The 12,331-nt window shown below is 63.7% G+C and carries 14 protein-coding genes; 10 read left to right on the top strand and 4 right to left on the bottom strand.

Translation table 11 applies throughout. The annotated features are described in order from the left end of the window. The first annotated feature begins 1 nt into the window (after position 1). The 10 genes from HMPREF9720_RS14485 to HMPREF9720_RS14440 all read left to right on the top strand — a co-directional run bounded on the left by HMPREF9720_RS14485 (position 2) and on the right by HMPREF9720_RS14440 (position 8,651). Positions 2-499: a hypothetical protein gene (locus HMPREF9720_RS14485; protein ID WP_009599132.1), complete on the top strand. Its 498-nt coding sequence runs from the start codon at positions 2-4 to the stop codon at positions 497-499. Further along, positions 496-1,728 carry a phage portal protein gene (locus HMPREF9720_RS14480; RefSeq protein WP_009599110.1) on the top strand — a complete coding sequence of 411 codons (1,233 nt, stop codon included), beginning with the start codon at positions 496-498 and terminating at the stop codon, positions 1,726-1,728. Before HMPREF9720_RS14485 ends, HMPREF9720_RS14480 begins: the two co-directional genes overlap by 4 nt. Positions 1,729-1,969: 241 nt before the next feature. Then, the gene (locus HMPREF9720_RS14475) at positions 1,970-2,443 is read left to right on the top strand and encodes a DUF6712 family protein (protein WP_039940890.1); all 474 of its coding nucleotides are present in this window, start codon (positions 1,970-1,972) and stop codon (positions 2,441-2,443) included. Beyond that, positions 2,418-2,843, top strand: a complete 426-nt coding sequence (locus tag HMPREF9720_RS14470; protein ID WP_009599089.1) for a phage holin family protein — start codon at positions 2,418-2,420, stop codon at positions 2,841-2,843. The genes HMPREF9720_RS14475 and HMPREF9720_RS14470 overlap by 26 nt, the downstream gene beginning before the upstream one ends. Then, positions 2,836-3,237, top strand: coding sequence for a hypothetical protein (locus HMPREF9720_RS14465; protein ID WP_009599093.1), 402 nt, complete (start codon positions 2,836-2,838; stop codon positions 3,235-3,237). The genes HMPREF9720_RS14470 and HMPREF9720_RS14465 overlap by 8 nt, the downstream gene beginning before the upstream one ends. A gap of 91 nt (positions 3,238-3,328) precedes the next feature. Continuing rightward, positions 3,329-4,807, top strand: a complete 1,479-nt coding sequence (locus HMPREF9720_RS14460; protein ID WP_039940888.1) for a ComEC/Rec2 family competence protein — start codon at positions 3,329-3,331, stop codon at positions 4,805-4,807. Continuing rightward, positions 4,804-5,952, top strand: coding sequence for a THUMP-like domain-containing protein (locus HMPREF9720_RS14455; RefSeq protein ID WP_009599133.1), 1,149 nt, complete (start codon positions 4,804-4,806; stop codon positions 5,950-5,952). Before HMPREF9720_RS14460 ends, HMPREF9720_RS14455 begins: the two co-directional genes overlap by 4 nt. Positions 5,953-6,026: 74 nt before the next feature. Then, positions 6,027-7,331 carry a YhjD/YihY/BrkB family envelope integrity protein gene (locus HMPREF9720_RS14450; protein WP_009599129.1) on the top strand — a complete coding sequence of 435 codons (1,305 nt, stop codon included), beginning with the start codon at positions 6,027-6,029 and terminating at the stop codon, positions 7,329-7,331. A 19-nt stretch (positions 7,332-7,350) separates the two neighbouring features. Beyond that, positions 7,351-8,130, top strand: a complete 780-nt coding sequence (locus HMPREF9720_RS14445) for a Rossmann-like and DUF2520 domain-containing protein (RefSeq protein WP_009599140.1) — start codon at positions 7,351-7,353, stop codon at positions 8,128-8,130. Continuing rightward, positions 8,106-8,651, top strand: coding sequence for a KdsC family phosphatase (locus tag HMPREF9720_RS14440; RefSeq protein WP_009599161.1), 546 nt, complete (start codon positions 8,106-8,108; stop codon positions 8,649-8,651). Before HMPREF9720_RS14445 ends, HMPREF9720_RS14440 begins: the two co-directional genes overlap by 25 nt. A 145-nt stretch (positions 8,652-8,796) precedes the next feature. Here the strand turns inward: HMPREF9720_RS14440 and HMPREF9720_RS14435 are convergent, their stop codons facing one another. The 4 genes from HMPREF9720_RS14435 to HMPREF9720_RS14425 form a co-directional block, all read right to left on the bottom strand. Next, positions 8,797-9,864, bottom strand: a complete 1,068-nt coding sequence (locus tag HMPREF9720_RS14435; protein WP_237958567.1) for a sialyltransferase — start codon at positions 9,862-9,864, stop codon at positions 8,797-8,799. Further along, positions 9,800-10,294 (bottom strand): BACON domain-containing protein, encoded by a 495-nt coding sequence (locus HMPREF9720_RS15955; protein WP_009599138.1) that lies wholly within the window; start codon positions 10,292-10,294, stop codon positions 9,800-9,802. The genes HMPREF9720_RS14435 and HMPREF9720_RS15955 overlap by 65 nt, the downstream gene beginning before the upstream one ends. A 131-nt stretch (positions 10,295-10,425) precedes the next feature. Then, positions 10,426-11,433: a GNAT family N-acetyltransferase gene (locus HMPREF9720_RS14430; protein ID WP_009599151.1), complete on the bottom strand. Its 1,008-nt coding sequence runs from the start codon at positions 11,431-11,433 to the stop codon at positions 10,426-10,428. A 24-nt stretch (positions 11,434-11,457) separates the two neighbouring features. Beyond that, entirely contained in the window at positions 11,458-12,291 is an 834-nt protein-coding gene (locus HMPREF9720_RS14425) for a 1-acyl-sn-glycerol-3-phosphate acyltransferase (protein WP_009599104.1), read from the bottom strand. Between the last annotated feature and the right edge of the window lie 40 nt (positions 12,292-12,331).

Here is a 12,331-nt window from a genome sequence, read left to right as displayed (position 1 = left end):
AATGACAGCGTCCACACCCCGCAAACCCGCCGGCGGCATCACGGCCGCCGCAATCACCCCCGCAGGAAATCTCCTGCGGGCGGCGCTGGGGGCCGACGGGCGCGCCGAAGCGGTGTTCCGCGACGGAACGCTGCTCACGCGGCTGCCGCTCGCCGAACAACGCTCCTCCTATACCGAGCTGAGCGACACCCAAGCCGGACCGCATCGCGTGCGTCATACGCTGAAGCTCGTCGTCAGCCGCGAAGCGGCCCGCACGCTTTTCGACCCGGCATTCCGCCGCACGGCCGCGACCGAGGGGCTGATCGCAACCGTCACGGCCGCATCGGGCGAACGGCTGCTGATCGGCTGGTCGGCCCGGCTGGGGACGGAACAACCCCTGCGGCTCGGCTCGGTGAGCAACGAATCGGGCGTAAAGCCCCTCGACGGCACGCCGGTCGTCGTGACCCTCACCTGCGAGGACGCCGACCCGGCCCCGGAACTCAAACAACAGGAACCATGAGCAAAAAGCACAAAATCAAACCGGCCGTCGCGGTGAACAACCGCACGGCCGATCCCTACATCACGCTCGGCGCGGGACGTGTCGAAAGCGACGCGTTCTGGCGCTGGGGCGACGACAACCTCTTTCCCAACGCGCTGGCGCTGATGGCCCGCCGTTCGGTGACCCACCGCCGCATCATCAACGACAAGGCCGACTACATTTCGGGCAAGGGCTTCACGTGCGACGAGGCGCAGCAGCCCCGGCTCGCGGCCTTCCTGCGCCACGTAAACGGCGACGGGGAGAGCCTGCGGCAGGTGCTCAACAAACTGGCGTTCGACAAGGCGCTCTTCGGCAACGCATTTCTCGAAGCGGTGACCGACGCCGGGCATACGTTCCTTTCGCTGCACCATCAGGACGCCTCGCGCTGCCGGCTGGCCCGCGACTCGGCCCACGTCCTGCTCCACCACGACTGGACGGCGTTCAAAGCCACCGAAGCGCGGACCCTGCCCCTCTACCCGGCATTCGAAGAGCAGTCCGACGGCACGCTGCGCGCCGTGATCCACTACAAGGACTACGAACCGACGTTCGAACATTACGGCGTGCCGCCCTACATCGCGGGGTTCAACGTCTCGGCCATCGCCTACAAGACCGACAAGTGGAATATCTCGCGGCTCGACAACTCGTTCCAGCTCTCCGGCGTGATGATGCTCGACAGCTCGGTGGACAGCGAAGCCGAAGCCGAACGCATCGTACGACTGGCCGAGCAGAAATTCGCGGGCAACCCCGGACAGGTGATGTTCGTCATCCGCGACGGCGGCGAGCAGAACGACAATTCGCGTTTCATTCCGATCGCATCGCAGAACGAGGGCGACTGGCAGGCGCTGCACGAGCAGGCCGTGTCGGACATTGTCGTGGCCCACTCGTGGTTCCGGACCCTGAGCGGACTGGAATATGCTTCGGGATTCAGCGCCGAACGCATCCTGCACGAGTACGAAGTGGCCCTCAACACGGTCATCCTCGGCGAGCAGGCCGAACTGACCGAGCCGATCCGCCAGCTCCTGACCTCCGTATCGGGATTCGACACGTCGTCGCTGCAAATCGTAAACCGCCCGCCGACACGCTCCAAGCCGATCTACATGAAGGTCTGGGAGGCCCGCAAGGCCGACGGACTGGAGTATGATCCCGAAGACGAGCGCCAGCAGGCGTTTCTGTCCGAGATCACGAAGTATAATATCAGGAGTATAGAATAAGACCTGATTCTCCGGGTGCTTTCGAAACTTTCTGTTCGCCGCCTTCGGCGTCGTTTACAGGTCCGACCCGCCCTGAATCCCCGCCCCGGCGGGGAGTTGCCGCACGCGACCAAGATGACGCAAAGGTTGTCTTGCTTTTCCCGCACCGGCACGCTGTTGCCGCGTTTGTGGCTATGACGCCCCGCGGGAACTTCTGCGCCGCTTTCAGCGCTATTCGAAAATCATTTCAATTACAACAACCATGAACACACTTATCACCCCCGCGCAGGCCGTCGCGCTGGCCTTCGCCGACGGGGAGTATCTCGCGCCGGAGAGCGTCACGCAGAGCGACATCGCCGCGGCCGAACAGCGCTACATCGTCCCGGTCATCGGGCGGCGGCTGTACGAGAAGCTTCTCGCCGGCTCGCATGCCAGCTTCACGACCGAATATCTTGCGGCTCCGGCGGCGTTTTTCACGCGCATCGCCCTCCAGCCGCGGCTCGACGTCCGCACCGGGCAGTGCGGCACCGTCGCGCCCAAATCCGCCGCCTACCAGCCCGCAGGCACACAGGCCCTGCGCGAGCTGCAACGGAGCCTGCGCCGTCAGGCCCGGACGCTGTTGCGCCGCGCCGCCGAACACCTCGAAACGCACGCCGCCGAATTTCCGGAATACGACCCGCACGAGAACATCCTCAATCGCTGCACGACCGATGGAAACTTTGTACAGACTCGTTAGCGGCGCGGCGGCGGGGATCGCCGCCCTGTTCGCCCCGATCGGGCCGCTCGTGGCCTGCACCGTGGTCTTCATCGGCATCGACTTCCTGTCAGGCGTCGCCGCCAGCCGCGCGGCGGCCCGCCGCGAAGGCCGCGCATGGTACTTCGAGAGCCGCGAAGCATGGCGCACGGTCCTCAAGCTGGGCCTCACCATTACGGCGATCGCCATGGCGTGGATGATCGACAGCTGCATCCTCGACTTCATGGGGCTAAACGTCGCGCGGCTCTTCACGGGCTTCACGTGCGGCGTGGAGCTGTGGTCGTTCCTCGAAAACGCGTCGCAGCTCTCCGACGCCCCGCTGTTCCGCTGGCTGCGCCGCTACGTACGCCGCCGCATCCGGAGAGAGGCGGGCGATGAGTAGGGGGCTGAGCAACCGGAACCCCGGCAATATCCGGCAGTCGGCGGTCCGCTACAAAGGCGAGGTGCGGCCCTCGCGTGATCCGGCGTTCAAGCAGTTCGAATCCATGCCGTGGGGGTACCGGGCGATCTTCGTCCTCTTGGACACCTACCGCATCCGCCACGGTCTGGATACCATACGCGGCATGATCTCGCGCTGGGCCCCGCCTTCGGAGAACCGCACGGAAATCTACATCCGCGCAGTCGCCGACGCCGTGGGCATTGCCGACGACCGGCCGGTCGATACCCGCGACCGGACGACGATGCTCCGCATGGCGGCGGCCATTTCGCGGGTGGAAAACGGCACGGCGGCCGATATGGACGACGTGGAGCGGGGTTGGGAGCTATTTCGCCAATAGCGGCGGAGAGTCCCGCCCGATCCGGCGTCCGCATGAAAACCTTTTGCCCGAACAGCACACAAAACAGCCCTCTTTTGTTATATTTGCAGGTATGAAATCCGAATTCCTGCTTGCCAAACTCGACCGTATGCCGATGCTGAAAGCCGTCGTGCCGTTTGCGGCCGGGATTCTCGCCGCCGACCGCTTCGCACTGCCCCTGTGGTTTCTCGCAGGGACCTTTTTGCTCTCCGGCGTCTCGGCGCTGCTTCTCCGGTCGCCGCTCTGCACCCTCGCCATGCTCTTCACGGCGGGATTCGGCGCGGCACAGCTCCGCGATACCGGACGCACGGTACCTTACGGGGTATACACGGCCTATGAACTCTCCGTCGAGGGCATCCCCGCCGACCGGGGCCGCTATGCTTCCGCCGAAGCGACCGTCACGGCGTGGCGCGACCCGGCCGACGGCACGTGGCACCCCGCAGGCGACCGGGTGACGCTCCATGCCGACAGCCTAACGGCCCTGCATCCGGGCGAGCGTCTCCGCTGCCGGGGCACGGTCCGGCCGCTGCGCGGCGGCGCGGAGAGTTACCGCCGCCTGATGACGCGGCGGGGATTCGCGGGAACGATATGGCTGTCGGAGCGAACCATACTCGAACGATTGCCCGCCCGCAATACGGCCCTGCATCTGCATGCCGCCGAACGAATGGGCCGTCTGAGAATCCCCGGCGACGCGGGTGCCGTCTGCCGCGCCATGACGGCGGGCGACCGGAGCGGCATCACGCCCGAACTGCGCGCGGCCTATTCGCGCAGCGGACTGTCGCACCTGCTGGCCGTATCGGGACTGCACACGGGCATCGTCTTCGCACTGGTCAATCTGCTGTTGTGGTGGCTGCCGCTGCTGCGCAGGGGCCATCTGCTGCGCAACCTGCTGGCGGCGGCCTGCATCTGGATTTACGTCGCCGCGGCGGGATTTCCGCCCAGCGCCGTGAGGGCGGCGGTGATGTTCACGATGCTCCAGTCGGCCCTCGCCTCCGCGTCGGAATACAACGGCCTGAACGCCCTCGCCGCGGCCGCCTTCGGCATGCTGTTGTGGAATCCCGCATGGCTCGGAGACATCAGCTTCCAGCTTTCGTTCGCGGCCGTTGCGGCGATCCTCGCATGGGGCGTACCCCTCTGCCGCCGGCTCCGCACCCGGCGGCGGGCGCTGAATCCGATCACCGACGCGCTGGCGGTCAGCCTTGCGGCGACGCTGGCCACGGCGCCCCTCGTATCGCATACGTTCGGCATCGTGCCGCTGGCGGGAGTCGTCGTCAATCCGGCAGCGATCCTGCTCGGAAGCGTCGTAGTGCTGGCCGGCGCGCTCTGGATGCTGCTGCCGGTCGGATGGGCGGCCCCGGCATTCGAATGCGTGTTGTCGCACACGGCCGAAGGACTCAACGCGCTGGCGCGCGTCACGGCGGATCTGCCCTGCACTGCGGCGGAATACGCCCTCGGCGGAGGGGCGACGGCGGCCGTTTACCTCTTTTTCACGCTCGCAACGGTTGCGGCGTGGTCCGCCGAACCGAAAAAAAGCGTACATTTGCCCGCATGATGACCCCCGAAGAATACGAACTGCTGCTTACGGACGAAGTGCAGCGGGCCATTGCCGTCTCCCGCGGCCGCGATCCGCTGGACGTGGCCCTCGACCGCACCGTGCCCCACGCGCGGCTGGTCGCCACGCAGGTCAAATACCTCGCGCGGGCGGCATCGAAACTGCCGTCGTATGCCGCCGCGCAGTGCATACTCCCGCCGCTGGCCTTCGAGCAGGCGTCGAGCGAGGCGTGTGCGGCGCACAAACGGATCGACGGCGACACGGCGCTGGACCTCACCTGCGGACTGGGCGTCGATGCGCTTTTCCTGAGCCGCCGTTTCCGGCGCGTGGTGACGCTCGAACGCAGCGAAACGCTGGCCCGTATCGCCGCCGAAAACTTCCGGCGGCTCCAAGCCGCCAACATAGAGGTCGTCCACACCTCGGCCGAGGAGTATCTGCAACGGCCCGGACTGCGCTTCGACTGGATTTTCGCCGACCCCGACCGCCGCTCGGCCGACGGCCGCAAGCTGGTGCGGCTCGAAGCGTGCTCGCCCGACGTCACCGCCCTGATGCCGCTTATCGCGCGCGCGTCAGGGCGTCTGTGCATCAAGAACTCGCCGCTGTTCGACGTGGACGAAGCCCTGCGGCTCTTTCCCGACAGCCGCGTGGAGGTCGTCTCGCTCGGCGACGAGTGCAAGGAGGTGCTCGTCTACGCCGACGGCACGGGTCCCGCCCTCACGGCGACGGCGCTCGGCCGCGGCAGTTTCACGGCCACCCCCGGCCAGACGCCGCCGCCCGCACCCGACACCTTCGACCCGTCGCGCTACCGCTGGCTGGTCGTGCCCGACGTCGCGCTGCAGAAGGCGCGGCTGGCGCGGCTCCACCTGCGCGGCAAGGCCGACATCTGGAGCGAAAACGGCTACGGATTCGCCGCCGAAGAGCCGCAGGAGGTAATCGGCAAGGTATTCGCAGTCGAAAGCATCGAACCGTACGACCCGCGGCGGCTGAAACGCAGCCTGAAAGGAGCCGGAGCCGAGCTGATGAAACGCGACTTCCCGTTCGGAGCCGAGGAGCTGGCCCGGCGGCTGGGCGTGCACGCGGGAGCCGACGTGCGGCTGGCCTTCACCAAAATCGGAAACGGATTTTGGGCGGTCCGGTTGAAATAGCTATATTTGCAGCATATCGGAATGCGCCCGGCGGCGTTCGGCGCGCAGTCCGTTTGCAGGAATCGTAACAGCCTATGAAAATCAGCGAGATATTCACCTACTTCACCGACACGATCTTCCGGCGCGACATCAACGAATGGCGCAACCCGGTCATCCGGTGGCTCGTACAGCAGTACCGCCTGCTGTTCTACACGGCGCGGGGCCTGCTGGAACACGGCATGATCGTCCGCAGCGCGGCCCTCACATTCTATACGCTGATGTCGCTGGTGCCGATCGTAGCGGTGGTTTTCGCCGTGGTCAAGGGCTTCGGACTGGCCGACGGACTGATCGACAACCTCTACGCCCTCTTCCCGCAGAACCCCGAAATCATCGACTACGTCGTCGGTTTCGCCGAAAAGGCGCTGGCCCGCACGCAGGGCGGCGTGGTGGCGGCCGTGGCGCTGGTGATGCTCTTCTGGGCCATAATCCGGGTCTTCGGCTCGATCGAAAGCGCCTTCAACAACATCTGGGAGGTCAAGGTCGAACGCAGCGTGACGCGCCAGTACACCGACTATATCGCCGTGGTGATGATCGTTCCGGTGCTGTGGGTCGTGGCCAATGCCGTAGGCAACTACACCCAGCAGCTGCTGGGATTCGACGGCAGCTGGTATTTCGACCTGCTCTCGCGCTTCGCGTCGATGTTCATCATCTGGGTGATGTTCACCATCCTGTATATCATCATCCCCAACACCAAAGTCAAATTCAAGAGCGCGCTGATGGCGGGCATCGTCGCCGGCACGCTCTTCCTGCTCTTTCAGTGGGGCTATATCTACATTCAGCGGTGGATGACCTCCTATAACGCCATCTACGGCAGTTTCGCGGCCCTTCCGCTGCTGCTGATCTGGCTCCAGACCTCGTGGCAGATCCTGCTGTTCGGCGGCGAGCTGTCGTTCGCCTACCAGAATATCGCCCGCTTCGGCGAGGAGCGCGAATCGCTGCTGATAAGCTACGACCAGCGGCGCAAGATCCTGCTGGCCGTGATGCTCTCCGTGGTGCGGCACTTCCGCGAAAAGGGCGGTGCAACGCCCGCCGACGTGATCCGCGCACGGCTCGGACTGCCCACGCGCATCGTCAACGACGTACTCTACCAGCTCGTGCAGGCCGGACAGCTCATCGCCGTGCCTTCGGGCGACGGCGAACGCGAAGTGGCCTTCGCCCCGGCGCACGACACCGGGACGCTGACCGTCTACGGGGTGCTCGAAGCGGTCGAAGCGTCGGGGCAGACGACCGTCGATCTGGCCCGCAACGCCGAACTGACCCGCATCGACCGGGAGTTGGAGAACCTGAAGGAAACGGCCCGCAAATCGCAGGACAACGTGCGGCTGGTGGACCTGCTTTAACGAAACGACAAAGAAACTTATGGAACGCGCAGTAATCATCGGAAGCGGCAACCTCGCGGAAGCATTGGCGCAGGCCGTCGCCCGAAGCGGCCTGAAACTCGTACAGCTCTTCGCCCGCAACGCCCAGCGCGGAAAGACGGTCGCCGCACTCGCCGGCACCCAATGGACCTCGGACCCGGCCGGGCTGGCCGAAGCCGACATCTACCTGATCGCAGTAAGCGACCGGGCCGTAGCGGAAGCGGCCGCTTCGCTGCCCATTCCCGCGGGGGCCGTCGTGGCCCACACCGCCGGAAGCGTGCCGCTCGAAGCCCTGCCCGACCGCCCCACGACGCGCCGGGCCGTCTTCTATCCCCTCCAGACCTTCACCAAGGGCCGCGAAGTGGATTTTTCGCAGATTCCCGTCTTTCTCGAAACCGACGACGAAGCCCTGCGCCCGGAGCTGGAAGCCTTCGCCCGCCGTCTCTCGCGCACGGTGATCTGGGCCGACTCGGCCTGCCGGGCAAAAGCGCATCTCGCGGCGGTTTTCGCCTGCAATTTCGTCAATCACATGTACGCCGTCGCAGAGCGCATCGCCGGCAGTGCGGGACTTCCGTTCGACGTGCTCAAGCCGCTGATCGCCCAGACCGCCGCCAAGGCGCTCGACGCGGCCTCCCCGGCCGACGTGCAGACAGGTCCCGCCGTGCGCAACGACACCGGAACCCGCGCCCGCCACTGCGCCCTGCTCGACGACGACCTGCAACTCAAGAACATCTATTCAATCATAAGCAACAGCATATGGGAAACTTCAAAGAAGATATAGCGCGCACCGAAGCCTTCGTCTTCGACGTGGACGGCGTGATGACCGACGGCGGCATCATCCCCACACTCGACGGCGACTTCATCCGCCGCTACAACGCCAAGGACGGCTATGCGCTGGCCTACGCGATCAAAATGGGCTACAAGGTCTGCATCATCACCGGAGGACGCGGCAAGACCCTCGAAAACCGGCTGAAGATGCTGGGCGTCACGCGGGCCTACATCGACTGCATGGACAAGATCAGCGCCCTGCACGAATACTTCGCCGAGGAGGGCATCGACCCCCGGAACGCAATCTACATGGGCGACGACATCCCCGATCTGGAGTGCATGCGCGAAGTGGGCATCCCGGTCTGCCCGGCCGACGCAGCCGCCGAAGTGATCGAAGCGTCGCGTTACGTCTCCGAATTCAAGGGCGGCGAAGGGGCCGTGCGCGACATCGTCGAGCAGGTGCTCCGCGCCCGCGGCGACTGGGCCAAAAACTCCGAGGGCGTGACTCCCTCGTCGCTGGCCGCCTCGCGGTAAGCTGCCGCCGGGAACGGAGGGGACGGACAACCAAGACAAACGGGACAAGACCCGAAAAAGGCAGGCAGCACGCCCGCAAACAAAACAGCCGGTCGCATGACCGGCTGTTTCCATATCCGCAGGAACCACATCCGCAGAAGAGTCTTTACTGCATCCACTCGACGTTCGCCGCGTCGCGGAACAGCAGGTTGAGCGGGCGCACCAGACTCTCGGCATCCGGAGCGAAGATGAACCGCACCTTATCGACGGGCACCGTCAGGAAAACCGTCGAGGGATAACCGCCGATCATATCGACGTGATCCATCAGCGACCAGACGAAAATCTCGAACGGCATCTGACCGGGAAGCAGCGTCAGACCCGGAAAGTCGGTTTCGTACGACGCCGAAGAGGTGTCGGCGGGATGAGGCTTGAAGAAAATGTCGTACGCTGCGCCGTACTGTCCGACGATCCGCGCCACGTAATCGCGCTGCTGCTGTTCGCTCGCGGCGTTCTGATGGCTCGTTCCGATGATGATCAGGTTGCCTTTGGGAGAAGCGTCGAACAGGGCGGCGAATTTGTCGTAATCGAAGCCCGCCATGTCGTAGAACAGCCTGCGGGCCGATTCGGACAGTGCCGACAGCATCTCGTAGGGCTGAATATCTTCGATCTGCATTTCACGAAGTTTGTCGGTAATGAACGGGCAGGAGCTTTCGAGCAGCGCCCCGTTCTGCATCACCAAGCGATAGCCGGGACGGGTCGCGAGGTAGTAAGGCCACGTCCACGATTCGAGTTCGAACTCGGCACGGGTTTCGGGATAACGTCCCCCGTGATTCCAGTCGAGCGCCTCGACCTCCGCGGCATAGGTTTCCCAGTTCTGCTGAGCCGTGGCCGGATCGCCGAAATAGTTGTAAAAGTTGTTGTATGTCGCCGTTCCGTCCGAAAGCAGGCTCACCTTCACCCGCGCGGAGTCGATTCCCTGCGCCACGAACCAGTCGTAACCCAGACGGCAGCGCAGGTCGTCCACATAGAGACTGAAGACGGCCGTCGGATCGGCCTTGTTGATCTCCAGAACACGCCGTTTCATTTCGCGGCACATCGCGTCCTTTTCGGCTTCGGTGGCATCCGAGGTCCGGTCGGCCGCCGTCGTGACTTTGACATGCGGCGGGAACTTATCCGGGTCGAACGTTCTCGAACGCGTATAATAGAAATAACTCGGTTTGTCGTGGGACAGCACATGCAATCCGGCATAGAGGGCGGCATCGTGCCGAATCCGGCATAAAAATAGTAATCCGGCGCGCGTCGTAACCGTCCTTCGGCGCGCTCTGCGACATGACGAACGGCACGATCAGGTCCTCGCTGGCAAAAGCCAGCTGCGCACTGCGGGCGGGGCCTTCGTTCCGGTCGAAGGTCACCTCGATCTCGGAATATCCCGCCGGGCCTTCCGTGGCGGAGAGCGTAAACCACTTGTCCCCGGCGGCGGCCGTCACGCGCCACGGCAGCGACGAAGTTACGGAGATCTTGCCGGCGCGGGCCAGTGCGTCGAGCGACAGAAAACTCTCGCCGGCGTTGACAACCAGCACGGGACGGGTCGTTTCGTCGTCGCTGCACGCCGCCGATCCCGCGATCAGGGCCAGACAAAGGAGGGCCGAAAACAATCTTTTCATAGCGAATCAAATTAGCATTACTGCCCTTATAAACGCTGCAAAAGCCCTTTTACTGCATCCCGCGACCGATTTCCGTCTGAAAAATTAAGCCGCACGGAATGCCGTGCGGCTTTTATCCGATGCAGCAGACGTCATTCGCCTTTGCGTTTCTTGATCCGGTCCAAATGCTCGCGCACCCGTTTGCGGAAAAGCTCGCGGCGGTACTGCAGATTGGCCTGCCACCCCAGCCAGCGGGTATAACGCTCCCGTTTTTCGGGATAGATGTCGCGTATCGTGACCAGAATGCCCGTCTCCTCGACACCGCCGAAATCGGGATTCGACACCGTATCGAAAACCCGCATCGTGGGCGAAAGGTTCATGTATGCGTTGATCAGCGGCGGAATGTTCTCGTTGAACTCGCGGATTTTCTGAATCAGAATGCGGTAATTCTCCTGATAGGTCTGCCCCGTGAAGAGCTGCTCATAATAAGGGTCGTCCAAATCGAGCCGGAGCGGATGGATGCCCTCGACGAGGTTGTCCCGGTCGGGGAAGTACCGGCGCAGGAACCAGATCAGGGCGTTGCGGGCCACGGCCTTGTAGGTCGTATACATCGTCACCTTGCCGAAAAGGTATTTGGCGCGGGGGTCCAGCACGATCAGCGCACCGAGCCCGTCCCAGAGGTTGTCCAGCGCATAGATGCTTTTGGCGTTGCCGCGCGCCTGATAGGAGGGCTGCACGAACGAACGGCCCAGTTCGATGGTGCGGGGCAGGTATTTGCGGCGGAACTTGTCGCTGAAGCGGAAATAGTGTTCGGTCGAGAGATGCCGCGGATATTCATCCGTGCAGATGATGAAACGGTAGCCGCCGACGATCTCTTCGGCGGCGGGGTCCCACACGATCAGCTGGTAGTAGCCGTCCTCGGCCAGATCTTCGGCGTCGATGTCCAGCTCCTTGCCCGTGCCGCCACCCGCGCCGCGGAACGCGATTTCGCGCAGGCGGCCGATCTCGCGCATCAGCGACGGACACTCGGCGGCCGAGAAGATATAAATCTCGTTCCCGGCCTTCTTCGTATCGCGGGCCTTGCGCTCCGGCGTCAGTTCGGCGCGGAGCTGTTCCCTTTCAACGGGAGGTATGATGGCTTCCATCTGTCTCTGTTGCATATAACTGGGGCAAAAATACCGATTTTAGCGTTTTTCCGGTTCCGGCGCGAGCATATTTTCCAAAAAATACGCCTTTTTGCGTACGAATTCGGCCTGCTCGCGGAGTCCGCCGTAACGCTGCAGCTCGGAGACGGGAATCGGGTCGCCCACGAAAATGCGGAAGTGCCGGCCCTTTTGGGAAAACATTTCGTCGGGCAGCCAAAGCATCTCGATATTGAGCTTCAGCCCCAGCATCACGCGCAGCCGGGCCACGCGGTAGAAGAAGTTCGACAGCCGTCCTTCGACGAACACCGGCACGATCTCGCGCTGCGAAGCGTAGGCCTTTTTCAGGAAGTTGGTTTTCCACGGCAGGTCGGTCACCTCGCCCCCGATGCAGCGCGAGCAGAGCCCCGCCGGGAAGGTCAGGATCGGCACTTCGCCGACGAACTCCTCGTCGAATTTGCGGGCGTAGGCGCTGTTCTGCGAACCGTGCTTGTTCACCGGAATCCATAGCGGACGCAGCGGTTCGAGGTGCATCAGCAGGTCGTTGACCACCACGCGGGCGTCGCCGAAGCGGTCTATCAGCTTGTCGGCGAGCATCATGCCGTCCATTCCCCCGAAAGGATGGTTCGCGGCGAACAGATAGCGGCCCTTGGGATCGAGCTTTTCGAGCCCCTCGACCGTATAGGTCACCTGCCACTCCCTGAAGCAGGCGCGGATAAACTCCTGCGGGGGCAGGTTCCAGTAGTGTTCGAGGATATAATTGATCTCCGACTCGTGAATCGTGCGGCGGAGCCAGCCGATGACGAAGCCGGGAATCCAGCGGGCCAGCCGCGGGGCTTTGTCGGCAAGTACCGCTCCGATATCTATTCTGGGCATAAAGACGTACAAAAAATTATATCCACAAATATAGGTATTC

It is taken from the genome of Alistipes sp. HGB5, from assembly GCF_000183485.2.
GTDB classification, from domain to species: Bacteria; Bacteroidota; Bacteroidia; order Bacteroidales; family Rikenellaceae; genus Alistipes; species Alistipes finegoldii.
Note: the sequence above shows the minus strand (reverse complement) of the source record. Positions and strands in the feature narration are given on the sequence as shown.

Bases quoted from the DNA above. Each gene is read 5' to 3' on its own strand.
- HMPREF9720_RS14485 (WP_009599132.1), top strand. From the start codon at position 2: ATGACAGCGTCCACACCCCGCAAACCCGCCGGCGGCATCACGGCCGCC.
- HMPREF9720_RS14480 (WP_009599110.1), top strand. From the start codon at position 496: ATGAGCAAAAAGCACAAAATCAAACCGGCCGTCGCGGTGAACAACCGC.
- HMPREF9720_RS14475 (WP_039940890.1), top strand. From the start codon at position 1,970: ATGAACACACTTATCACCCCCGCGCAGGCCGTCGCGCTGGCCTTCGCC.
- HMPREF9720_RS14470 (WP_009599089.1), top strand. From the start codon at position 2,418: ATGGAAACTTTGTACAGACTCGTTAGCGGCGCGGCGGCGGGGATCGCC.
- HMPREF9720_RS14465 (WP_009599093.1), top strand. From the start codon at position 2,836: ATGAGTAGGGGGCTGAGCAACCGGAACCCCGGCAATATCCGGCAGTCG.
- HMPREF9720_RS14460 (WP_039940888.1), top strand. From the start codon at position 3,329: ATGAAATCCGAATTCCTGCTTGCCAAACTCGACCGTATGCCGATGCTG.
- HMPREF9720_RS14455 (WP_009599133.1), top strand. From the start codon at position 4,804: ATGATGACCCCCGAAGAATACGAACTGCTGCTTACGGACGAAGTGCAG.
- HMPREF9720_RS14450 (WP_009599129.1), top strand. From the start codon at position 6,027: ATGAAAATCAGCGAGATATTCACCTACTTCACCGACACGATCTTCCGG.
- HMPREF9720_RS14445 (WP_009599140.1), top strand. From the start codon at position 7,351: ATGGAACGCGCAGTAATCATCGGAAGCGGCAACCTCGCGGAAGCATTG.
- HMPREF9720_RS14440 (WP_009599161.1), top strand. From the start codon at position 8,106: ATGGGAAACTTCAAAGAAGATATAGCGCGCACCGAAGCCTTCGTCTTC.
- HMPREF9720_RS15955 (WP_009599138.1), bottom strand. From the start codon at position 10,294: ATGAAAAGATTGTTTTCGGCCCTCCTTTGTCTGGCCCTGATCGCGGGA.
- HMPREF9720_RS14430 (WP_009599151.1), bottom strand. From the start codon at position 11,433: ATGCAACAGAGACAGATGGAAGCCATCATACCTCCCGTTGAAAGGGAA.
- HMPREF9720_RS14425 (WP_009599104.1), bottom strand. From the start codon at position 12,291: ATGCCCAGAATAGATATCGGAGCGGTACTTGCCGACAAAGCCCCGCGG.